Below are 22277 nucleotides of genomic sequence, written 5' to 3' on the forward strand. Positions count from 1 at the left end.
CTCGGGAACGGGTCTGCTGAACGGTGAACGGAGCATGGCACGACGGAGTTCCCGCGGCACCCCGTCGTTGCGTCCGCGTCAGACCGGCCGGGGCAGGACGAAGCGCGTCGTCACGCGGCGGGCGAACGCGACGTGGTCGGGCGCGCCGCTGACCTGCACCCCCGCGGCTCCCACGAGACCGTCGTCCAGTTCCAGCAGTTCCGCCGACCGCAGCGGCCACCGCTCGTGCTCGTTGGCGATCCACCAGGTCCGGCCCAGGTGCGCGGCGTGCAGACCGAAGCGGGAGGTGAGGAACACGCCCAGGTCGTCGACCGCCGTGCCGCCCTCGCGGACGGCGACGCGGCTGGTCACGCCCTCCCGCGTCCGGCACGTCCAGAGCAGTTCCCGCGCGCCCCCGCGGACGCGGATCGCGTGACGCATGTGCGACCACCGGTAGGGCAGCCCGAACGCCAGCTGCGCACCCAGCACGACCGCGAGCCGGCTCGCGTCCAGGCTCGCGAAGACGACGCCGCGCCGTCCCTCGTCGTCGACGGAGTAGAAACGGACGTTGGTCTCGAGGAACGTCCCCGCGTACGGCACGCTGACCCGCCGGCCCGGCCCGGCACCGCGGAGGGTGAAGGGGATGAGTCCGACGTAGGTGGCGCCGTCGAGCACGTCGGGGCGCACCCCGGGCGGCATGAACGGGGCGATGCGCTGGGGGTCGACGGCCCAGTGCAGGAACGCCAGGTCGTCCCAGTGCTGGTGCATCATCACCGGCCCGGTGAGGGCGACGGCCTCGGGCGAGGGCAGGCGGTCGATCACCGGATCAGGGTGCCCGAGGGGGTGCCGTCCGGCGACCCGTCGCCCCGCGGACCGGCGACCGGTTCGGCAGCACCCCCACAGCTGGCCTACAGTGACGCCACCATCCAGAGCGGCCGAGAGACCTGGCTCGACGACGCCGCAGCAACCGCCTCCTCGTGAGGTGTGGTGCTCATGCCGGGGCCGATGGAGGAGATCGTGACGACGACACCCGTGACACCTGCGACCGCTCCTGCGCCCACGGCACCCGCCGACCGGGTCGACGCCGCCGGCGTGACCCTGCGCGGGGTGAGCCGTTCCTTCGGCGGCCGCCGGGTCCTCGCCCCGCTCGACCTCGACCTCGCCGCGGGCAGCACGGTCGCCCTCGTCGGCGCCTCCGGCTGCGGCAAGTCCACGCTGCTGCGCCTGATCGCCGGCCTCGACACCCCGACGACGGGGACGGTGGAGGTCGCCGGGCAGCCCGTCCGCGGCGTCCACCCGCGCACGGCCGTCGTGTTCCAGGAGCCGCGCCTGCTGCCGTGGCGCGACCTCGCCGGGAACGTCGCCTTCGGCCTGCCCCGCGGGACCGACCGCGCGGCAGGCCGGGCCGAGGTGCTGCGCTGGCTCGAGGTCGTCGGGCTCGAGGAGTTCGCCGACCACCGGCCGCGCCGCGTCTCCGGGGGCATGGCCCAGCGCACGGCCCTGGCGCGCGCCCTCGTCCGTCGGCCCGGGGTGCTCCTGCTCGACGAGCCGTTCGCGGCGCTCGACGCGCTGACCCGCCTGAAGATGCAGGACCTCCTCGACGACGTGCAGCGCAGCACCGGCGCGACCGTCGTCTTCGTCACCCACGACGTCGACGAGGCGCTGCACCTCGCCGACCGCGTCCTCGTGCTGGGACGTGCCGACGAGAACGCGGACGGTGCCGGCATCGTCCGCGACCTCGCCGTCGACGCCCCCCGCCCGCGCGACCGCGCCGACGCCGCCACGGCCCGGCTGCGCGTCGAACTGCTCGACCTGCTCGGCGTCCCGCGCTCCGCCTGACGCACCTCCACACCGCACCCACCCCCCACGTCCCCGGGAGACCTGTGTCCACGCTGCCCTCCTCCACGTCCTCGTCCACGTCGGCGACCACCCGTCGCGCCCTCCTCGGCCTCGGTCTCGGCGGTCTCGCGCTCACCGCGGCCGCCTGCGTCCAGGGCGAGTCGTCCTCCGGCAGCCCCGCCGCCGCGACCGGATCGGGCTCGGGCGGTGGCGACCGCGTCCGCCTCGACTACGCCCTCTACAACCCCCTGAGCCTGGTGGTGCGCGAGCAGAAGCTGCTCGAGAACGCGGGGCTGACCGTCCAGTGGGAGCAGTCCCAGGGCAGCAACAAGGCCAACGAGTTCCTCCGCAACGGGAACCTCGACCTCGCCTCCACCGCCGGGTCGGCCGTGCTGCAGGCCCGGACCAACGGCTCCCCCGTGCAGACCGTCGAGGTGTACTCCCAGCCGGAGTGGACCGCACTCGTCGTGGGCAAGGACTCGACGGTCACCGACGTCGCGGGTCTGCGCGGCGCGAAGATCGCCGCCACGACCGGCACCGACCCGTACTTCTTCCTGCAGCAGGCCCTGGCCCAGGCGGGGTTGTCCGGCACCGACGTCGAGATCCTCAACATCCAGCACGCCGACGGTCGCGCCGCCCTCGAACGCGGGGACGTCGACGCGTGGGCGGGCCTGGACCCGAACATGGCCGCGACCGAGCTCCAGTCGGGCTCGAAGCTGCTCTACCGCAACGTCGACTTCAACACCTACGGCGTGCTGAACGCTCGCGAGGAGTTCGTCCAGAACTCCCCCGGCCTCGTCCAGCAGGTCGTCGACGCCTACGCGAAGGCCCGCGCGTGGGCCCTGGCGAACCCCGCCGACCTCGCCACCCTCTACGCCACGACGGCGCAGTTGTCACCGGAGGTGGCCGCCCGCGTGCTGGAGCGCACGACGCTCGACCTGGACGGGGTTCCCGGCGACGCGCAGCGGACCGTGCTGTCGGGGATCGTCCCGCTCATGGCCGCGACGGGCGACGTGCCGTCGGAGGACGCGGCGCGCAAGGCCCTCGACACCCTGCTGGTGCCGGAGTTCGCGCAGAAGGCGAGCGCCGCGTGAGCACGGCGACGGCGACGCGGGCGGACGGGGAGGCCACCCCGCAGCGGCGGTCCCGCCCGGGCTGGGTCCTGGGAGCCGTCGTCCCCGTCGCCCTCGTCGGCGCCTGGTGGATCTCCACCGCGGTGGGGGCTTTTCCGCCCAGCCAGTTGCCCCCGCCCGTCGACGTCTTCACCGCGGCGCAGCAGCTGTGGGCGACAGGCGCCCTGCAGCTGAACATCGCGATCAGCGTGCAGCGGGTGCTCGTCGGTTTCGCCTGCGGCGCAGTGGCGGGTCTCGTCGTCGGGGGCCTGACCGGTTCCTCCGTGACCGCCTACCGCCTGCTGTCCCCCACGCTCGGTGCCCTCCGCGCCGTGCCGTCCCTGGCCTGGGTGCCGCTGCTGGGCCTGTGGATCGGGCTCGGCGAGCCGCCGAAGATCACCCTCGTCGCGATCGGCGCGTTCTTCCCCGTCTACACGACGGTGCTGTCGGCCATGACCCACCTGGACCCCGCCCTCGTCGAGGTCGGCCGCGCCTACGGCCGGCGGGGGCTCGGCCTCTTCACGTCGGTCCTGCTGCCCGCCACCGCTCCCACCCTGCTGTCGGGGTTGCGGCTGGGCCTGGCGCAGAGCTGGTTGTTCCTCGTCGCCGCGGAGCTGATCTCCTCCTCGATCGGTCTGGGGTTCCAGATGACGAACGGGCAGAACACGTCCCGCACCGACCAGGTGCTGCTGGCGATCATCCTGCTGGCGCTGCTGGGCAAGGCGACCGACCTGGTCCTCGGCGTGGTGGAGAACCGGGTCAAGGCCTCCCGGGAGTGAGTCGGACCCGGTGCGCACGCCGCGCCTCGGCGAAACCGGCGAGGACGGCGTGCGCGTCGAGCGCGAGCGTCAGCGCCTTCGACCGACGGCGCCGTCCGACGACGGCGAACTCCGTCGACGTGCGCACCTCGTCGGTCCACCGGAGCTTGGCCTGGTTGGGGCCGGTCGACAGGTTCAGCACCCGGTGTCCGGCCTCCTGCGCGTCCTTTACGGCGAGGGACAGCAGGTAGGTCACGGCCGAGTACGGCCACGCGCGTTCGGACACCCCGGACGTCGAGGAGTAGCTGGCCGATCGGGTGTGCAGGACGAGCTGGCTGGCCTCGACGGTCTCGCCGACGAGCAGTTCGTAGACGCTCGCGCCGCCGTGCTCCCCGGCGCGGGTCACGACGTCGCGCAGGTAGGCGAGCACGCGGGGGTCGGCGTAGATGTCGGCGTGCACGGGACGGCCGTCGCGCAGTTGCGAGCGTTCCCCGTGCAGGGCGACGAGCCGGTCGAACGCCGCGGGCAGGAGCGCGGGGTCGGTGACCCGGCGCACGGACCAGCCGTCGGCACCGACCTCCCGCGTGAGCCGGTTCCGGGCGCGCCGCAACGACTCCTTGAGGTTCCGGCGGCCGGCGTAGACGTTGTCGACGCCTTCGAGGCGCAACACCGCCGAGGGCCGGGTGCGCCGCTGCAGGAGGGTGTAGGACCAGTCCGGCAGCCACTCCGGCTCGAACCACGGGACGTTCTCGCCGAGGGCGAACTGCGCCACGTCCCAGCCCGTCGGGTCGGCGCAGAGGTGGCCGACGACGGCACGCGCGACGTCGCGGGCGCACGTCGGGTCGGTCAGCAGGGCGGGCTGCTCGTACGGCCCGATCCACAGGCTGCCGGTGCCGATGGGCTGCACGAGCGTCGCCAGACCGCGCAGCACGGAGCGGCGGTAGAGCGGGGCGATGCCGACGAGGCGGTCGCCGTCGCGGACCTCCAGCACGAGGGGTTCGTGGCGGGGGTCGCCGGCGAAGTGGTCCAGCCAGGTGAGCGCCCAGTCGGGTCCGGTGAAGGGGTTGGCCTCGCCGGCGGCGTCGTGCAGCGCCTGCCAGTCGTGGGCGAGCTTCTGCACCGCGGTGAGCTGCCGGTGCTCGGTGACGTGCAGGTCCATGCGGCACTCGTTCCCTCGGTGAGCGGTGGTCTGCTCCGATGCTGCGGGGTGCGGACGGGTGAGGTCGATGACCCGGTGCGTCCACGCAGGGCCGGACGGGGGACGAATCACCTCCTCGGCGCACCCGGGTTCCCGACGAACGGGTGAGTGCGGTTCCCGACGGCGACGACGGGGTCCGACGCTGGCTGCATGAGGATCGCTGTCGTGGGTGCCGGGCCGTCCGGCCTGGTCACCGCCGCCGTGCTGACGCAGTTCGGCCACGAGGTCACCGTGCTGGAGAAGGCACCCGACCTCGGCGGCGTGTGGAGTTCCACCCGGCGCTACCCCGACGTGTCGACCCAGGACGACCGCGTCTCCTACGCGTTCTCGGACGTGCCGATGCCCGCGGACTTCCCCCTGCACCCCACGGGGAACCACGTCCGCGCCTACCTCGAGCACTACGCCGAGGTGAAGGGCGTCCGCGAACGGATCCGCCTGGGGACGTCGGTCGAACGGGCCGTCCCCGCCGGCGACGGCTGGTCCGTCCAGGTCCGCGACGCGCAGGGGACCTCCGTCCTGGACGTCGACTGGCTGGTGCTCGCGAACGGCGTGTTCTCGACGCCCCACGTGCCGGACTGGCCGGGACGCGACGTCTTCGACGCCTCCGGTGGGCGGGTCGTCGAACCCACCCAGCTCGGGGACGGTGCCGTCCTCGCAGGGCGCGATGTCGTCGTCGTGGGCTGGGGCAAGACGGCGTGCGACGTCGCCGTCGCCGCCTCGCGGACGGCGCGCTCGACGACCGTGGTGGCGCGGGCAGTCCGGTGGAAGGTCCCGAAGCGCATCGTCGGCCCCCTGACGTTCCGCCACCTGCTCCTGACCCGCCTCGGCGAACACCTGATGGCCCCGGAACGGACGACCCGCCTCCAGACCCTGCTCGCGACCGTCGACGCTCCGGTGCGCCGCGCGGTGCTGTGGTCCGTGGCCCAGCAGATCGCCCGGCGCACCGGTGCGAGCGGCGCCGGGTTGCTGCCCGGCACGCCCCTGCCCTACGCGGACAGCCTCGTCACGGACGGGTTCTTCGAGGCGGTCCGGAACGGTCGCATCACGGTCCGCCGCGAGCGGTCGATCACCGCGCTGGGTGCGGGCGACGTGCAGTTGTCCGACGGATCGCGCGTGCCGGCGGACGTCGTGGTCGCCGCGACGGGTTTCGACCAGGACCTCTCGCTGCTGGACGCGTCCGTGCGCGACCGGCTGCTGGACGCCGACGGTGTCATGGCGCTCCACCGCCGGATCCTGCCTGCAGGCGTCCCCCGCCTGGCGTTCGCCGGGTGGGGCAACACCTACCGCAGCCCGCTGTCCGCGGAGGTGGGGGCGGTGTGGCTCGCCGGCCACCTGGCCGGGGTGGTGCCGGGCCCGTGCCGGGACGAGGTGCAGCGCACGGGCCACCGGTTCCACCTGACGCACCGACAGGCCGCCGCCCACGGGCAGCAGCAGGTGCCGAGCGGGTCGTTCGCCGTGCTCGACCAGATGCTCGACGACCTCGGTCTGCCGCTGCCTGCTGCCGTGCGGCGCGGTCAGTGGACGAAACCCCTGACCCCGTCGAGCTACGCGTACCTGGTGCCCATGCTGCTGGCGCGCGTGGGGGCGGTGGCGGAACGCACGTCGGTCACCGCGCACTGACGGCGGTCTCCAGGAGGTTCCGCAGCGGCGTCGCGGGGCGCCCGAGGAGCCCGGCCAGGGTCGGGTTGACGACGGAGAACTCCCCCGCGCGGGACGCCCGGAACATGCCGAGCGTGAACTCCGCGGCGCCCACAGGAACGCCCGCCGCCGCCTGGTCGGCGAGCCACTGCTCGTCGTCCACGACGACGCGACGCACCGGACGCCCCGAGAGCTCGCTGAGCAACTGCGCGACGTCGGCGAGGTCGAGAGCGTCGGGCCCGGTAAGCGGTGGCGTGGGCCCCTCGACGGGGTTCTCGGCGAGCAGCGTGAGCGCGGCCGCCTCCGCGAGGTCGTCGTGCGCCGTCCACGAGACCGGACCGTCGGCGGGGGCCGCGAGCATCCCCGTCGTGAGGGCGTCGCCCAGCAGGTACGGGACGGTCGTCGCGTAGAATCCGTTGCGCAGCGCCGTGAACGGGCCGCCGGCGGCGAGGTGCTCCTCCGTCGCCGCGTGACCCCGGGCCGGGCTGAACTGCGAGGCGGGAGAGGCCGCCTGGTGGCTCGTGTAGAGCACGCGCTCCGCGCCGACCGCCCGGGCCGCGTCGATGGCCGCACGGTGGGCCTGGGCCGCCTGCGCCGCGTCGCGGATGGCGGCGGAGACGACGAGCACCCGCTCGGCGCCCTCGAAGGCGTGGGCCAGCGCGTCGGGGTCGAGGAAGTCGGCCTCGCACACCCGGACTCCCCGCGCAGTGAGGTCCGCGGCCGTCCTGGCGTCGCGGACGCTCACGCCGATCCGCTCGGCGGGGATCCGGTCGAGGAGGCAGCGGACGATGCGCGACCCGAGCTGGCCGGTGGCACCGGTGACGACGTACATGGGCGCTCCTCGTTTCCATCGATACCGTCGGATCGGTACCACCGGCAGCACCGTACCCCTGGAAACGTTCCGGCGCTACCATCGTTCCGTGACCGTCTCCGTCGAGGACGTCGAACGCGACGGCGTCCGCCTCCGCCTCATCCGCGTCGCCAGCAGCCTCCTGGCCGACAAGGGCACCGCCGCCGTCACCACGCGGGCCGTCGCGCAGGCCGCGGGGATGCAGGCGCCGGCCATCTACCGGCTCTTCGGGGACAAGGACGGGCTATTGGAGGCGGTCGCCGAGCACGTCATGGACGGCTACGTGGCGGAGAAGTCGGCCCACGTCGCCGCGACGGAGATCGATCCCGTCGAGGACCTACGCGCCGGGTGGACGTCCCACGTGGAGTTCGGCCTGGCGAACCCGGCGCTCTTCCGCTTCCTGCACGACCCCGAGCGGGCACCCTCCCCCGCTACCGAGGCCGGTCTGGACGTCCTGCGGACCCGCGTGCGCCGCGTCGCCGCCGCCGGTCGGCTGCGAGTGAGCGAGGCCCGCGCCGTCGCGATGGTGCACGCCGCCGGGACCGGCGCCGTCACGACACTGCTCGCCGTCCCAGCCGCCGACCGCGACCCCGGCCTCGCGGACGCACTGTGGGACGCGGTGTCCCGCGCGGTCCTCACTGACGCGGCTCCAGTCGAGCAGGGGGCGGCGCGCACCGTCGCCTTCCGCGCTACCGCAGCGGAACTGCCGGGGCTGAGCAGCGCCGAGAAGACCCTGCTGAGGGAGTGGCTGGAGCGGTCGATCGACGCCGCGCAGGGGTGAGCCGGAGACGACGAAGGGCCCGGATCCACTGAGCGGATCCGGGCCCTTCGTGGCGATCTGGTCGGGGTGACAGGATTTGAACCTGCGGCCTCTTCGTCCCGAAGCTTCGAGTGGACGCCGGGATCGACCCGCTTCCCTACCACCGCCTCCGCTGGGATCGCCCCCGGTCCCCCTCAATCCCGGATCGTTGTCACGCAGATTGACACTCACCCCTCGCTGGCGTGGTCTGGATGGCCGCCTGCTCACCCGCCCAGCTCACCATCTGGCCGTAGATGCAAGCTCACTCACTACCACTGCGGAGATGGCTACCACCGAGCGAGCAATCCCTTCTAAGGGATCTTCACCCAAGCCGCGCTGCATCTCAGCCCGCGCTCCTCCTCAAGCTACTAAACCAGAGCATCCACCCCGCACTCAAGCGTATGCCAGTCAAGCCGCCACGTTTGGATCGAGTGACAGTTCTCGACCCCCCGTTCCCTCCTTCGAGGCTATGGTGCTTAGACAGGTTGAGAGCCGACCCGCCTTACGGGCCGGCAGTCATAGCACCCGAGGAGTGAGACGTGGCAGCCGAGGAACTAGATGCTTTGTCGTTGGACGTTTCTGAGGACGATCTAGCAACAGATGTCAGACCAGATTCAACCGTAACCTGGGGAACCGACTGGACGGTAAGCACTCTTATCGACCAATTGCGGCGCGGTAGATTCGACTTAGAACCCGCCTTCCAGCGACGCGATGTTTGGAGTGATGTTAAACGCTCGCGATTTATCGAGTCCCTGCTGCTCGGTATTCCGGTTCCACAGATTATTCTAGCGGAACGGCGTGAGGCTAGGGGGCGATTCATTGTTCTTGACGGCAAGCAGCGCCTTCGCAGCTTACAGCGTTTTGCGGGCCTTGACGGTAAGCCGATGCGACTGACTGGATTGGAGGTGATTAAAGATTTAAACGGAATGACTCTAGATGAGCTGCGTGATTCGGATAGCTTTGAGAATCATTCTGCCGCCTTGGAGAACGCCGCCGTTCGTGCCGTCATCCTGCGAGGGTGGGCCAACGAAAGTCTTCTATATCTCACATTTCTTCGACTGAACAGCAATGTTGTTGGATTGTCTCCTCAAGAATTACGTCGAGCCCTACACCCGGGCCCCTTCATGGATTACGTAATGCAGGCCTCTAGCGAGAGTACTGCGATTCAGACTTTCCTGAACATTCGACGGCCAGACTTTAGAATGCGCGACGCAGAGGTACTCACCCGGCATGTCGCACTCACTTTACGCCTTGCTGAGTATCGAGGGGACTTGAGGCGATTCCTAGATGAGACGTGCGAACTCCTGAACCTGGACTGGCATTCGATCGCACCCTCCGTAGTCGAAGCCGGAGCAGGTCTAGATTCCGCCGTCACGGCAACAACCGAGATTTTTGGAAAAGACGCTTTCAAGCGCGCCTCCCAACGAGGATATGAACCACGCAGGAATCGCGCCGTTCTAGACATTATGGGATTCTACCTGCAGCACCCAGAGGTGCGTCGAGAGGCTCAAGATGTAGCCATCGCCGTCAAGGGATTATTTGAAGATCTTTGCCGCCAGCATGAGGCATTTCAGAACTCTCTGACGTCAACAACCAAGAGCGTGCCCGCCGTCTTTACACGACTGACCGTCTTTGGGGAAGAACTTTCGACCATCGTACCGTCGATTGAGAAGTATATTCCACGATGAAACGACTACTTCTTTTCCATGAGCTGCATGCGACGCTTCGGCGTCTTAACGCTACATTCAGTCGACCCGTTCGCGCCGTTGCCAGAGATGTAGATTTACTTCAGGGGGACGCTTACCTAGTTACGGCCCACGCGGCTGTCGAATTCTACTTTGAGGAGTTATGCCGCAGGGCCGTCTACGCAAGTTTGTGGAAATTCCAGCAAAGCCGTTCTTGCAATGGCTTGATGAACGCAGTGCTGTCGTCCCACTATTTCGCCAAGGTTACCTACCTACCAAAGAACGAGATGACTACCGCAGCCTCTACGGATCTCGCACTACGAGACGCGGTTGTCTGGTACACGAAGCGGGTAGACGAAAACCAAGGGATCAAGCAAAATAATCTCTTCTCCTTACTCCTTCCTCTTGGCTTCAACGAAAACGATTTTGATACAGTTTGGTTAGGGTCAATGAACTCCTTTGGGTCAGGAAGAGGCGACACCGCGCACGGACGCCCGGTAGCGAACTTCGGGCGACGAGCTATCGACATCAGCCCACGCGGCTCACACTCGAGCAGCATCACCGTTCCAGTCTGGACAGCAAAAGCGACCAAAACCAGAACAACAACAACCCCTTGGGATGTTGAAAAGACTCTCAAAGATCTAGTTCCTGAGATGAAGGCCTGGGATGATCGCCTTAGAAACGGCATCTAGGAAAGGCCGCGGAGAAATCCGGCCACACAAGGTGGGCGTCTTATTCACTTGGAATCTAGTCAGCTGCAACATGCATCTAGGTCGTGCGTTGATTGCTTATGGACCACCGTCTCTGCTGCCATCAGAGCGGTGGGCAAATGCGCGACGACAGACTTGCTTGTTGCTAGTCTCTCGCGCATTTGTCCAGCGCAGCCGGGGTCCAGGGGCGGGAGCCCCTGGTACGACTGAGTCCGTGGGCGAGTCTCGATATGTACAAGTTGATGGCGCTCGACATATGCGTCGGCTGCGGAGGCGTGAGGCGCGCGAGCACGGCCGTAGGCCGCGCACAGGGTGGTGAAGCGCCTTTGCGGTCGACGGCGGCGGGCAGAGCCCGCCGCCTTGACGGAGTAGAGAAAGTTCTCACAGCTGGACTGGGTGAGGTGCGGGCACCCGCTGACCCTTCGTGGATCAGTAGGCTCTCTGTATGGATGAGCCCGCCGTGCAGGAGCCGCCTCGGTGGCAGGTCTTCGGTGAGCGGACGATCTACGACAACCCGTGGGTGCGGCTGGTCCTTGTCGACCTGGAGCCCCCGGACGGCAAGCGGTTCGAGCACCACGTGGTGCGTCTCCAGCGTGTGGCCGTCGCGCTCGTGCTCAACGCCGCTGGCAACCGGGTGCTCATGCTCCGCAGACACCGCTTCCTGACCGATCAGGTGGGCTGGGAGCTTCCAGGCGGCATCGTGGACGCAGGCGAGACGGCCTTGCAGACCGCCGCTAGGGAAGCCGAGGAGGAGACCGGTTGGCGTCCCACCGGGGGACGCCAGTTGCTTGAGTTCCAGCCCATGGTGGGGATGGTCGACACCCCCCACGAGGTCTACGTCTTCGACCAGGCCGAGGAGGTCGGAGCGCCCACAGATCTCGTCGAGGCCGGCGTCGTGGACTGGGTAGCCCTCGACGATGTGGTGGAGCTGATCGACCGTGGCGAGATCCTCGGCTCCGGTTCCATCACAGGGTTGCTGCGCTTCCTCGTAGATCGGACCTGACCCTCACGCTGCCTGACGCAGCGCCTCCAGGCGGCGGCGCTGACGCACCGATCCCATCCGGTTGGCCAGGGACGTGGCCTGACGCAGGTAGTGCTGCGCCTGATCGCGGTCGTCGCGGTGCAACTCAGCAGCGGCCAGATCGACTAGCACGCTGGCTTCGGCTCGGCTGTACCGGCCACGAACGCTGGCCAAGCCCTCCAGGAGCTCAGCGACGGCACCAGGGTCGTGCAGCCGACCGAGGCAGTGGCCGCGCCAGCGGGTGAGGTTGGCCGCGTCCAGGCGGAGGTACGGCGTGAGGGCGGCGTCCTCATCACTGCTCGGCAGGAGCGCCTCAGCGGCGGCGAGAGACCTCCGTGCTGCCTCACCGTCACCCGCGGCAGCGCGGTTCTCGGCCTCTGCTGCGTGGAGCCAGGCCGTGAGGCGAGGCGGTAGCCCATGCAGCTGGCGGGCCTCGGCGACCATGGCCGCGCCATCACTTCCACGTCCGAGGTCGAGCAAAGCGAAGGACTGCTCCCCCGTCGCGTGAGCGAGCAGCGCGTTGTCCTCCGCCTCACGGGCGGCAGACTTGGCCTCCTCGAAGGCGGTCCACGCTCGGTCGAGGTCTCCGACGTCCAAGGACTGCCAACCCACCAGCGATGCGAGGTCCGCGGTGACGGCCGCAAGCTCTCGTCGGGCTCCTGTCTGGACCAGGTAACGCCGTTGCTGCGTGGTGTCGTTCAGGAGCTTGCGGGCGTACTCCAGCACGTCGGCCGCACCGGACTGCCCGTCGGCCTTCCGGATGGCCTCAACCTGGTGGTGCAGGTGAGCCGTGCTTCCCGCTTCGAAGAGCGCCGCTCGGCCCAATGCCTGCGTCAGGCTCGGAGGACTGCTGAGAGCCGTAGACACCTCTGCCGCAACAAAGCCCAGGCCTTCGTCGGAAACGTTGAGGACTTCCCGCAGCAGCTGGCGGTGGAAGTCACCCGGGGCCACCCTGCCGTTCTCCCAGCGGGAGATCTGCGTCTTGAGACTTTCAGTGCTGCCGACGGGCGTGCCGAGCTGCTGTCCGCGCTGTCGCAGCTTCATCGCTAGGGCGGTCTGAGACCACCCTCGCGCCAAGCGCACGTCCTGAATGCGTGTCACTGCTCACTCCCGTGGATCTCTGCGGCCTCGCCAAGGTACTGGCGGACAGAGTGCCCGAAGCCACTGACAGGAGGACAGGGGTTGACTCAACCCCTGTCAACGGTCGTCATCTTCTGCGCCGTGCACGCCTCCGCTTCGCTCGTCTCATCGGCGCAACCGCGCTGCTGGAACGAGGAGGACGACATGGCAATTCAGGGTGCGATTCCGCTGGGACAGGACCTGGTGTTCCCGCACGGTGCGTACGTGGTGGGTGAGGTCGAGCAGGTCCAGGACTTCGACCGCAAGCAGGCAGGGGAGGTCGACTTCCAGTCCCGGGACAAGAACACCGGCGAACGACTCTGGGCGGTCCGCGTCGTCGACGCGGATCCAGAAGCCCGCCGTGGGCAGGCCGAGGTCGTCGTCAAGGTCATGGCCGAGCACCAGCCCGTTCCCCCGGCCACTCTCCCGGGGCTGCCCTTCCGTCCCGTCGTCTTCGACGGGCTCACCGCTACCCCGTACGTGGACACCAACCGCGCTCGTCCCCGGCTGGCGTGGTCGTTGAAGGCGACGGGGATGTCCGCCCCCGGCAAGACCGCTGTGAAGGCGGACCCGAAGACCGAGACCGGGCGGGCTGCCTGATGCGCGCCGACCAGCTCCAGGCGGAGCGGAACGAGCGGAACAGCATCACCGCGCAGCTCGGGGCGCTGCTGCGCTCCCGCCCTGGCTCGCAAACCCCATTGCGGGAGCGGGCGGCGTGGATCGAGCGTAAAGCCGAACTCTTCGGGCGCCTCGCCGAGCACTACGGGCCGATCGATCCTCAGGAGGCAGCGGAGTGCCGCTACCTGGCCACTGTCGCCGCTGAACAAGCCGCCCGGCTGCGGTCGGTGTCCCGCCACCCGGCAGGCCGTGCCCGGCTGCGCACGTCGGAGGTGGCGTGATGGGTGGCCGTCCGCAGGGTGTCGTGACCCACCAGCCGTCCCAGCAGAGCACCGCCACCTCTGACGACTGGATCGCCGAGCTGATCGTCTCGCTGCTGTCTCTGGTCTGGTGGATGGTCAAGACGGCCGCACAGCTCGTGTGGCGTTTCCCGCTCATCGCAGCCGTCCTGGTCACCGGATGGTGGGCGTACACGAACAACCACCTCCTCGTGGTCGGCATCGTCGTCGCGGTCCTCGTGGTGGCGCTGGTGGTGTGGCGGCTCGCGTGGCCGGTGTCCTTCGACCGTCTCCTGGCTCAGCCCGCGTGGCGACGCCGCAAGCAGCGGGCCATTCGACGGAACTGGCCGGGACTGTGCGAGCGGGTGGGTCTGGCGATGACCGTCACCGACCGCCGCTCGGGTCAGCGGCAGTCGTGGACGCCGGGGCTGTCTCGGCTGCGGTGGGCCTCCCGTGAGCACCTGGTCCTGACCGGGCGGGTGCAGGTTGTGGCCGGGCAGACCGTCGACGACCTCGCCTCGGCGGCAGAGACGTTGGGTGCGGCGTGCGGGGCGTGGTCGTGCCGGGTCCGCAAGACCGGTCCTCGCACCGCCGTCGTTACCTGGCTCTACGGCGACCCCCTCGCCCAGGTCGTCACCCCGCTACCCGTCCCCGACGTCCTCGACGCTGCTGCCGTCCCGATCGGGCTGCGGGAGGACGGGCAGCCGTGGCTGCTGCGCCTGGCCGCCACCCACGTCCTCATCGTCGGGGTCACCGGCGCGGGGAAGGGCTCGGTGGTGTGGTCCCTGCTCGGCGGCATCGCCGGGGGCATCCGCGACGAACTGGTGCAGGTGTGGGCCGTGGACGGCAAGGCCGGGATGGAACTGCAGCCGGGCCGGGCACTGTTCACCCGGTTCGCGACCACCGTCGAGGACGGTGTGCAGCTTCTTGAAGACGCCGCGGTCCTCATGACCGAACGGGCCGCTCGGATGGCCGGCACCTCCCGCCGTCACGAACCAAGTACTCGGGAACCGCTGCTGGTGGTGCTGGTCGACGAGGTCGCCCTCCTCACGGCCTACACCCCCGACCGGAAACTTCGCGACCGTGCGGAGAAAGCGTTGTCTGCCATCGCCACCCAGGGACGGGCACCCGGTGTCGTCCTCGTCGCGGCATTGCAGGACCCCCGCAAGGAAGTCCTGGGACTGAGAAACCTGTTCCCGACGAAGATCGCGATGCGCCTCGATGAGAAGTCTCAGGTCGACATGGTCCTCGGGGAGGGGGCGCGAGAGTCCGGGGCCCTGTGCCACCAGATCCCCGACACCTCCCCCGGCGTCGCCTACGTCAAGGTCGATGGCGTCCGCGAACCCGTCCGGGTCCGTGCCGCCTACTACGACAACCAGGCCATCGGGGAACTCGCCCGCACCCACAAACCAAGCAGCACCCGGACTCACGCATCGCAGTCCCGGCCGGTGTTCTCCGTCGTCGACAACGACTCCCACGACGACACGAAAAACCGCGAAAACACCCAGGCGCAGGAGGGCGCGGCATGAACGCCCTGTCTCCGAACGCGGAAGCCGAAGTCGGTCGTCGGCTGCTGTCCCCTACCTTCGACCGGTGGGCCGAACAGGCCGCGAACTGCGGGCACTGCGCCCGCCCCATCCGACTGCGCGGCCAAGCCACCACCGTCGACCGTGCCACCGGCGAAGTGCTCTCGACCTACGATTCTGCGAACGAACCGGACGGAGTGCTCTACACCCGTTGCGGCAACCGCCGGGCCAGCGTCTGCCCGTCGTGTTCCCACGAGTACAAGGGCGACATGTGGCACCTGCTCGCCGCAGGAGCCGCGGGCGGGATGAAGGGGGTCCCGGAGTCGGTGGCCACGCACCCGCTGGTGTTCGCCACTCTCACCGCCCCCTCCTTCGGTGCGGTGCACGGGCAGCGTCGCAGGAACGGTCGTCCGAGCATGTGCCGTCCTCGGTCATCGTCCGCGCTGTGTGAGCACGGAAACCCGGTGGGTTGCCGCATCGTGCACGCTGAGGGGGATCGCCGTCTGGGGCAGCCGTTGTGCGCGGAGTGCTACGACTACACCGGGCACGTGGTGTGGCAGTGGTGGTCTCCGGAGCTGTGGAGGCGGTTCACCATCGCGCTGCGCCGGGCGCTGGCTGCGCATCTGGGCCTGACGCAGGCGGCAGCACACTCGCTGGTTCGGGTGTCGTTCGCGAAGGTCGCGGAGTTCCAGCGTCGCGGCGTAGTCCACTTCCACGCACTCGTCCGACTCGACGGGCCGCCCACGGACTCGATGGAGTTCCCTCCCCCGCTGGTTGGGGTGAGCGCGCAGCAGTTGTGCGAACTCGTCCACGTCGCCGCCGCCCGGGTCTGGTTCGACGCCCCTGCGACCGAGGCCCGTGGGGAGCTGCGCCGGTTGCGCTTCGGGACGCAGGTCGATGCACGCGCCGTCACCACCGCAGCAACTCGCGAGGCCGGCCGTGCAGACCATCCCGACGACGGTCTGCACCCCGAGACCGTGGCGGCGTACATCGCGAAGTACGCCACGAAGGCGTGCGACGACTTCGGCCTCCCGCCTGGGCTGCGTGATGCCGACGCGGCGCGGCGGATGGGCGTTGTGGAGCACGTCTGCCGTCTGCTCGCCGAGGTGCAGTACCTCGCCCGGACCGGTGGAGCGAAGTACCTGCCGCTGGCGAAGTGGGGAGCGATGCTTGGGTTTCGCGGGCACTTCTCCACGAAATCCCGCCGTTACTCCACCACCCTGGGCCGGTTGCGTTCGGCGCGGAAACGGTGGTCGGTCCAGCAGTTGCGTGACCGCCTGACGGGGCGCTCGAACCTGACGGCTGACGTCGATGCGCCTGACGTCGAGGAGACGACGCTTGTCGTCAGTTCCTGGTCACTGGACGGCATCGGCTGGCTGAGCGCGGGGGACGCCGCCCTTGCCGCTACCGCCGCCGCACAAGCCCGCGAGTGGTCCGACGACCGTGCCCGCGCCCGTCGCGCCTCCTTGCTCTGACCCCTACCGCTACGACCTCGCAAAGGACTCACGATGAACCACGAGCAGCGCACTGCCCCGACCCGTCTCCTGTACCGCGTGCAGGATGCCGCCGACGCTCTGAGCCTGAGCCGCAGCGTCATCTTCGAACTCCTGCGCTCCGGCCGTCTGCGCTCGGTGCACGAGGGGCGCACCCGGCTCATCCCGTACGAGGCACTGGTGGAGTACATCGCCTCCCTCGAGGACGCGGCCTGATGCCTACCCGTCGTGGCCGGGGCGAGGGCGGTCTGCACTGGGACGAGCACCGGCAGCGGTGGATCGCCAGCGTCAGCTTGGGCTTTACCCCCGCGGGCAAGCGGATCGTCAAGCGCGGCAGCGGTAAGACGAAGACCGAGGCCCGCGCCAAGCTCAAGGAGGTGCTGCGTGACCAGGACGACGGCTTGGCCATCGCCCCGAATGACTACACCGTGGCCCAGGCCGTCGAGGACTGGCTCGCCTATGGTCTGCACGGGCGTTCGGAGACGACCGTCGCGACGAACCGCATCCTCGCCCGCATCCACGTCATCCCGGACATGGGGGCCCGTCGTCTCCGTGACCTCAGCGCGGAGGACGTAGACCGCTGGCTGGCCCGCAAGGCGCAGACGCTCAGCACCCGCACGTTGCAGGGCATCCACTCAGTCCTGAACCGTTCAGTCAAGAGGGCGATGGCCCGGGACAAGGTGAAGCGCAACGTTGTGGCGTTGTGCAGCGTGCCGCAGGGCAAGGCCGGTCGGCCTTCGAAGGCTCTCACCATGGTGCAGGCCGATGCCGTGCTGCGGGCGGTGGAGTCGACCCGGCTTCGGGGGTACGTCGTGCTGTCGATGCTGACAGGGGCCCGCACGGAGGAGCTGCGGGCGCTGCGCTGGGACCACGTCGACCTCGCCGGCCGTCCAGACGTCGTGCCACCGGTGCCCGCGCACGTCGCGGTGTGGCGCTCGGTTCGTGCTGGCGGGGACACGAAGACCCGCAAGTCCCGCCGCACCCTCGCTCTCCCCCAGCGGTGCGTCGAGGCGCTGCACGCTCAGCGGTCACAGCAGGAACGGGATCGGCTCACCGCAGGTCCCCGCTGGGTCGAGACCGGGCTCGTCTTCACGTCCAAGGTGGGTACCCCGCTCGATCCCGCACACGTCCGTCGCGACTTCCGAATCGCCATCGCGACCGCTGACGGCGTCGACCCCGCCGAGTGGACCCCACGGGAGCTGCGGCACAGCTTCGTGTCACTGCTGTCAGATAATGGGGTCCCGCTGGAGGAGATCTCTCGGCTCGTTGGGCACAGCAGCACAGCAGTGACCGAACTGGTGTATCGGAAGCAAATACGTCCCGTGTTGCAATCAGGAGCCACAGCAATGGACCTTATTTTCGGGAGCCAATGAGCTGAGAGGCCATGAGACCTTGGCCATTGAGGATTAAACTAGTCCAGGTGAAATCTTTCCAAATCCGACTTAGTCCAAACTCGCGGAGGCGCTGCCTTAGCGTCCCGATCTAGTTCCGATGCGTCAGGCACGAAGAAGCTGATAGTTGCCTCTTCTCCGGCCCAATCCACTATCGTTTCACCTTCTACAAGGCCATGTAGCCCGACCGCAGGGCAAGAGCGACCCCACAAGGTTGACGTACGAGACGCTAGAACCCAGCGTCGGGGAGCTTTTCCGAGTATGCCGTCAGGTTGCCGTTGCCACCCTCTTCTCAGGCTATCTCTAAACGTAAGACGAACATCTGTGTCCTCGCTGGCGCGCCCTGCGCCATCACAGCCCGCACCCGCGGAATAGCCCACCTTTGCGTAGAGTGTCTGCCCGGGACCGATAACGTCTGCGTACCCGCAAACACGACGACGTTGAGCAGGCAGCCAAACGCTGGCCATAACGGCATAAAACGCTTGAGGACCAGCATTATGCATCTTGATGACGACTTCGCCGTCCGTCCACTCCCCCGGCTCATCTGGTAGCCGTGGATCCTCCGGCACGTTCTGCGCCTGCTCGTACATCTCAGCATATAGACCAGCGGCGTCTCGTCGCGCGTTGTCGGCTCTGCCGGCGCGAAAGGTAATGACCGCCCAGATCACGCCCGCCGTCGCTGCGAGGGGGCCGACGGCCGCCAGCCAGGCGCGGACTTCCTCGATCGACATTCGTCCTCCTGAGCCATTCACATGGCGGCATGACACCAGGCTCTACCGATGGGTCAGACTGCATCCATGGTTGCATGGAGCGAGCTGATCCTGGGGAGCATCGCGGGCGTAGTGGTCGGAGCGCCGCTTGGTGCGCTTGCGCGGCCGCCCATTGCCGCAATGGAACGCTTTGCACGACGGCTATGGCGCGAGAAGCCTCTCCTCATCCACGTCGAACACGACCCGTCAATCATATGGACTGGGTCTCCCGATTGGGTCCCCTTCACGCACTACTTTCCACGAGGAATTCCCGCGGGACCCGTGCCGACCACCCGGGACGACTGGCTGAAGTGGGTTAAAGATCATGACGGGGTAGATGCAGTCGTCACGCAGCTTTCCGTGACCTTGCAAGCCAAGTCAGAGACTGCGGTTGTCGTAGAATCCTTGCGAGTCAAGGATCGCCGCAGTGCCGTGCATGATGGGATCATCCTAACTCGAGGTGTTGGAGGCGCAGACCTAATCCCGCGCCGATTTCGGGTGGACCTCGACTGGGGGGGCGCCCCAATCGTGTTTTTCGAATCGGCTGGCGGCGGAGAAAGTGAGGAATTTCCATCAGTAAGTTTAAGTCCTAGAGAAATCGAGCGGTTTCACATCTGGATCGAAGCCTCACGCGATCGACATGAGTGGACATTAGAGCTGTTGTTGTTGGTCGAAGGGCGCAGAATCACTCACCGCATCGACAACTCCGGCAGACCCTTCATTACAGTTGGGATAGAAAATTTGCCGCACCGATCGAATCTTGCAGGAACGGAAACCTGGACACCATGGCCGGAGTTATAGCTCGAATGGCGGCAGGCCAAGAATCCAGGCTAGCAAGTCGATACAGGATGGGGAGCCTTCACCAGGTTGACCGCCGTCTCCCAGCAGTCGATCTCTGGTGAGTGCGGGTGGTTGCATGCGGGTCAGCGATCCGCCCACACGGTCTAGCTTCATCGTTGAGTCGAGACCAAGTGACCGGTCGTCGTTCACGACCCTGACGGAACAGGTACTCCAACGCACCGTCAGGTTGAGACCCACGTTCTCGAACCTTTAGTCACGCAGTCGGTCACGCACAACGCCAGAGGCCCGGCCCCGCTGATGCGGTTCCGGGCCTCTGACCTGCGGTCTTGCTGGTCGGGGTGACAGGATTTGAACCTGCGGCCTCTTCGTCCCGAACGAAGCGCGCTACCAAGCTGCGCCACACCCCGATGGCCGCGTGAACGACCTCGACAAGAGTAGCCCACGCGGGACGGTGCTCCGAACCAGTACCCACCCGTCCGGAGGTCAGCGGACCGGCACGAGCTCCAGCAGCGTCGCCTCGGGGCGGCACGCGAAGCGGACCGGCGCGTAGGGCGACGTCCCCAGGCCGGCGGAGACGTGGAGCCACGCCTCGCGCCCGGCGGCGGACCACCGGGACAGCCCGGACACCTGCTTGCGCGGGATGTCGCAGTTCGTCACGAGCGCCCCGAAGCCCGGCACGCAGAGCTGTCCGCCGTGCGTGTGGCCGGCGAGGATCAGCCCGGCCTCGTCGGCCGTCATGGCGTCGAGGGTGCGGCGGTAGGGGGCGTGGGTCACGCCGATGGTGAGGTCGGCGTCGGCGGCGGCCCCGCCCGCGACGTCGTGGTACCGGTCGTAGCGCAGGTGGGGGTCGTCGACCCCGACGAACTCCAGGTCCAGCCCCGCCACGGTCAGCCGCGTCCGCACGTTGTCGAGGTCGACCCAGCCGGCGTCGGTGAAGCCGCGGACGAGGTCGTCCGTGGGCAGCCGCGGGATCTCCTCGGGCATCGGGATCTTGGACGGGCCCTTGAGGTAGCGGGCCCAGTTGCGCGGCCGCGGCGCCCAGTAGTCGTTGGACCCCAGGACGAACACCCCGGGCCTGCGCAGCAGCCCCGCGTAGGTCTCCAACACCGCGGGGACGGCGTCGAGGGAGGCGAGGTTGTCCCCCGTGCTGACGACGAGGTCCGGCTCGAGGTCGGCCAGGGCCGCAACCCACTCGCGCTTGCGGTGCTGGCGCGGCACGAGGTGCAGGTCGGACAGGTGCAGGACCCGCAACGGTCGCGCGCCGACGGGCAGCACCGGGACGACGGCGTGCCGCAGGGCGAAGGCCCGCACCTCGTACCCGGCCGCGTACCCCAGGCCGGCCCCCGCGGCGAGGGCGGCGAGGCCGACGGTTCCGGCGGTGGCCTTGAGGACTCCGGCAGCGCTGGGCATCCGGTCATCCTGCCGCGCGGCCGGTAAACGGCTCGACGGGGGTGGGAGGATCGCCGTCATGAGCGACACCCTCAAGGACACCCTGCAGACCGACCTGACCACCGCCATGAAGGCTCGCGACGAGCTGCGGTCGGCCACCCTGCGCATGGTGCTCACCGCCGTCCGCGGCGAGGAGGTCGCCGGGAAGTCGGCGCGCACGCTGTCCGACGAGGAGGTCGTCACCGTCCTGCAGCGCGAGGCCAAGAAGCGCCGCGAGGCGGCGGAGGCCTACGACGGCGCCGGCCGGGTCGAGCAGGCCGAGCGCGAGCGCGGTGAACTGGGCGTCATCGAGACCTACCTGCCGACCCCGCTGACCGACGAGGAGCTCACCGAGCTCGTCGACGAGGCCGTCCTCGTCGCCACGGCCGAGGGCCTGACGGGCATGGGCGCGATGGGCGCGGTGATGTCGCAGCTCAAGCCGAAGGTCGGCGGCCGTGCCGATGGCAGGCGCCTCTCGGGCGCGGTCAGGGCCCGCCTGCAGGCCTGACCTCTAGCTCGACGCGCCCCCCGCCGTGGCGGCCGAGGTGCTGGCGACGATCGCGGCGGTGACGGCGGCCTGCGCGGACCGGACCGCCGCCGCGACCGCGCTTCCGGCCCAGTGACCCTCGTCGAGGGTCTTGGCGACGGACGCCACGCGGGCGTCGAGCTCCTTGCGGGACCAGCCGTGACCCGGCACGACCTTGCCCACGGCCCCCACGGAGTGGACGAGGGACACCAGGGCCGCCGTCCGGACGGTGACGGGCCGCGTGCCTTGCAGCGCGGCGGCGACGGCCGCGACGAGCGGCTCCCGCACCGCCGGGTCGGGGTGGTCCCGCGCGAACCGGAGGAACCCGCCCGGTTCGTGCCGGACGGCGCCGCGGGCGGCGAGCCGCTCGCGGACCGTCTGCGCCGTCCGCCCGCCGGCGACCCGCGTCACCGCCGTGCTCGCCGCCGTGCGGCGGGAACCGAGGCGGCTCACCGCGTGGTCGAGGACCGGGTCACCGGTCGGGGACGGGTCCGCGACCTGCAGCTTGTCCCCGCCCCACCGCGCCGGTTCGGCGACGAGCCGCTCGCGGAGGGCCAGGTCGAGGAGGACCGCCCCGCCGATCACGGCGCGGGCCCGGGTGCTGTCCACCAGCGGTCGACCGCTGTGGGGGTCGAGCAGCACGAGGACCAGGTCGTCGCTGAGCGCATCCACGGGAACCTCCTCGATCGGGGAGTCCCAGGCTGGCACCGATCGCCCCCGCTCGGGGAGAGCCGAACGGCGCGGACGGGTCCGACGTCC

The 22277-nt window shown here is 69.0% G+C and carries 21 protein-coding genes, 1 tRNA gene and 1 riboswitch; of the genes, 15 read left to right on the plus strand and 7 right to left on the minus strand.

Annotated features, from left to right (window positions below; genetic code table 11):
• Positions 1–78 precede the first annotated feature (78 nt).
• Positions 79–801 carry a YqjF family protein gene (locus tag ACFEMC_RS19175; RefSeq protein WP_380171098.1) on the minus strand — a complete coding sequence of 241 codons (723 nt, stop codon included), beginning with the start codon at positions 799–801 and terminating at the stop codon, positions 79–81.
• 97 nt (positions 802–898) lie between these two features.
• Positions 899–991: riboswitch (SAM riboswitch) on the plus strand.
• An 80-nt stretch (positions 992–1071) separates the two neighbouring features.
• On the opposite strand from ACFEMC_RS19175, the gene ACFEMC_RS19180 reads away from it, so the two are divergent.
• The 3 genes from ACFEMC_RS19180 to ACFEMC_RS19190 are packed head-to-tail and all read left to right on the plus strand — an operon-like array spanning position 1072 to position 3709.
• Positions 1072–1818 carry an ABC transporter ATP-binding protein gene (locus tag ACFEMC_RS19180; protein ID WP_380176880.1) on the plus strand — a complete coding sequence of 249 codons (747 nt, stop codon included), beginning with the start codon at positions 1072–1074 and terminating at the stop codon, positions 1816–1818.
• Between the two features lie 44 nt (positions 1819–1862).
• The gene (locus ACFEMC_RS19185) at positions 1863–2912 is read left to right on the plus strand and encodes an aliphatic sulfonate ABC transporter substrate-binding protein (protein WP_380171099.1); all 1050 of its coding nucleotides are present in this window, start codon (positions 1863–1865) and stop codon (positions 2910–2912) included.
• Positions 2909–3709 carry an ABC transporter permease gene (locus ACFEMC_RS19190; protein ID WP_380171100.1) on the plus strand — a complete coding sequence of 267 codons (801 nt, stop codon included), beginning with the start codon at positions 2909–2911 and terminating at the stop codon, positions 3707–3709. Before ACFEMC_RS19185 ends, ACFEMC_RS19190 begins: the two co-directional genes overlap by 4 nt.
• Here the strand turns inward: ACFEMC_RS19190 and ACFEMC_RS19195 are convergent.
• Entirely contained in the window at positions 3690–4847 is a 1158-nt protein-coding gene (locus ACFEMC_RS19195) for a GNAT family N-acetyltransferase (protein ID WP_380171101.1), read from the minus strand. The two genes, ACFEMC_RS19190 and ACFEMC_RS19195, sit on opposite strands and share 20 nt — an antisense overlap.
• Before the next feature lie 189 nt (positions 4848–5036).
• Here ACFEMC_RS19195 and ACFEMC_RS19200 point away from each other — a divergent pair, with 189 nt between their 5' ends.
• Complete coding sequence (locus ACFEMC_RS19200; protein ID WP_380171102.1) at positions 5037–6506, plus strand: flavin-containing monooxygenase; 1470 nt, start codon at positions 5037–5039, stop codon at positions 6504–6506.
• Here ACFEMC_RS19200 and ACFEMC_RS19205 read toward each other — a convergent pair.
• Positions 6493–7356, minus strand: coding sequence for an NAD(P)H-binding protein (locus tag ACFEMC_RS19205; RefSeq protein ID WP_380171103.1), 864 nt, complete (start codon positions 7354–7356; stop codon positions 6493–6495). The two genes, ACFEMC_RS19200 and ACFEMC_RS19205, sit on opposite strands and share 14 nt — an antisense overlap.
• Before the next feature lie 88 nt (positions 7357–7444).
• Between ACFEMC_RS19205 and ACFEMC_RS19210 the strand changes: the two genes are divergently transcribed.
• From ACFEMC_RS19210 to ACFEMC_RS19225, 4 genes are all read left to right on the plus strand, one after another.
• The gene (locus ACFEMC_RS19210; protein WP_380171104.1) at positions 7445–8155 is read left to right on the plus strand and encodes a TetR/AcrR family transcriptional regulator; all 711 of its coding nucleotides are present in this window, start codon (positions 7445–7447) and stop codon (positions 8153–8155) included.
• A 557-nt stretch (positions 8156–8712) separates the two neighbouring features.
• Positions 8713–9861, plus strand: a complete 1149-nt coding sequence (locus ACFEMC_RS19215; RefSeq protein ID WP_380171105.1) for a DUF262 domain-containing protein — start codon at positions 8713–8715, stop codon at positions 9859–9861.
• Positions 9862–10085: 224 nt separating this feature from the next.
• Entirely contained in the window at positions 10086–10550 is a 465-nt protein-coding gene (locus ACFEMC_RS19220) for a hypothetical protein (protein ID WP_380171106.1), read from the plus strand.
• 463 nt (positions 10551–11013) lie between these two features.
• Positions 11014–11571, plus strand: a complete 558-nt coding sequence (locus ACFEMC_RS19225) for an NUDIX hydrolase (protein ID WP_380171107.1) — start codon at positions 11014–11016, stop codon at positions 11569–11571.
• A gap of 3 nt (positions 11572–11574) precedes the next feature.
• On the opposite strand, the gene ACFEMC_RS19230 is transcribed toward ACFEMC_RS19225, so the two are convergent.
• The gene (locus tag ACFEMC_RS19230; RefSeq protein ID WP_380171108.1) at positions 11575–12633 is read right to left on the minus strand and encodes an XRE family transcriptional regulator; all 1059 of its coding nucleotides are present in this window, start codon (positions 12631–12633) and stop codon (positions 11575–11577) included.
• A 240-nt stretch (positions 12634–12873) separates the two neighbouring features.
• Between ACFEMC_RS19230 and ACFEMC_RS19235 the strand changes: the two genes are divergently transcribed.
• The 6 genes from ACFEMC_RS19235 to xerC are packed head-to-tail and all read left to right on the plus strand — an operon-like array spanning position 12874 to position 17996.
• Complete coding sequence (locus tag ACFEMC_RS19235; protein ID WP_380171109.1) at positions 12874–13308, plus strand: plasmid replication, integration and excision activator; 435 nt, start codon at positions 12874–12876, stop codon at positions 13306–13308.
• Positions 13308–13607 carry a hypothetical protein gene (locus ACFEMC_RS19240; protein WP_380171110.1) on the plus strand — a complete coding sequence of 100 codons (300 nt, stop codon included), beginning with the start codon at positions 13308–13310 and terminating at the stop codon, positions 13605–13607. The genes ACFEMC_RS19235 and ACFEMC_RS19240 overlap by 1 nt, the downstream gene beginning before the upstream one ends.
• Positions 13607–15133 (plus strand): FtsK/SpoIIIE domain-containing protein, encoded by a 1527-nt coding sequence (locus ACFEMC_RS19245; protein WP_380171111.1) that lies wholly within the window; start codon positions 13607–13609, stop codon positions 15131–15133. The genes ACFEMC_RS19240 and ACFEMC_RS19245 overlap by 1 nt, the downstream gene beginning before the upstream one ends.
• A complete protein-coding gene (locus tag ACFEMC_RS19250) occupies positions 15130–16605 on the plus strand; it encodes a replication initiator (protein ID WP_380171112.1) in 1476 nt (491 codons plus the stop codon). Before ACFEMC_RS19245 ends, ACFEMC_RS19250 begins: the two co-directional genes overlap by 4 nt.
• 33 nt (positions 16606–16638) lie before the next feature.
• Positions 16639–16839 (plus strand): helix-turn-helix domain-containing protein, encoded by a 201-nt coding sequence (locus ACFEMC_RS19255; protein ID WP_328294390.1) that lies wholly within the window; start codon positions 16639–16641, stop codon positions 16837–16839.
• Positions 16839–17996 (plus strand): tyrosine recombinase XerC, encoded by a 1158-nt coding sequence (xerC, locus tag ACFEMC_RS19260; RefSeq protein WP_380171113.1) that lies wholly within the window; start codon positions 16839–16841, stop codon positions 17994–17996. Before ACFEMC_RS19255 ends, xerC begins: the two co-directional genes overlap by 1 nt.
• A 1898-nt stretch (positions 17997–19894) precedes the next feature.
• Here the strand turns inward: xerC and ACFEMC_RS19265 are convergent.
• Positions 19895–19971, minus strand: a tRNA-Pro gene (locus tag ACFEMC_RS19265).
• Positions 19972–20047: 76 nt separating this feature from the next.
• Positions 20048–20974 (minus strand): metallophosphoesterase, encoded by a 927-nt coding sequence (locus ACFEMC_RS19270; protein WP_380171114.1) that lies wholly within the window; start codon positions 20972–20974, stop codon positions 20048–20050.
• 58 nt (positions 20975–21032) lie between these two features.
• On the opposite strand from ACFEMC_RS19270, the gene ACFEMC_RS19275 reads away from it, so the two are divergent.
• Positions 21033–21500 carry a GatB/YqeY domain-containing protein gene (locus tag ACFEMC_RS19275; protein WP_380171115.1) on the plus strand — a complete coding sequence of 156 codons (468 nt, stop codon included), beginning with the start codon at positions 21033–21035 and terminating at the stop codon, positions 21498–21500.
• Positions 21501–21503: 3 nt separating this feature from the next.
• Here the strand turns inward: ACFEMC_RS19275 and ACFEMC_RS19280 are convergent, their stop codons facing one another.
• Positions 21504–22190: a GPP34 family phosphoprotein gene (locus ACFEMC_RS19280; protein ID WP_380171116.1), complete on the minus strand. Its 687-nt coding sequence runs from the start codon at positions 22188–22190 to the stop codon at positions 21504–21506.
• Positions 22191–22277: the final 87 nt, after the last annotated feature.

Source organism: Kineococcus sp. DHX-1 (genome assembly GCF_042473625.1).
In the GTDB taxonomy this organism is placed as follows: domain Bacteria; phylum Actinomycetota; class Actinomycetes; order Actinomycetales; family Kineococcaceae; genus Kineococcus.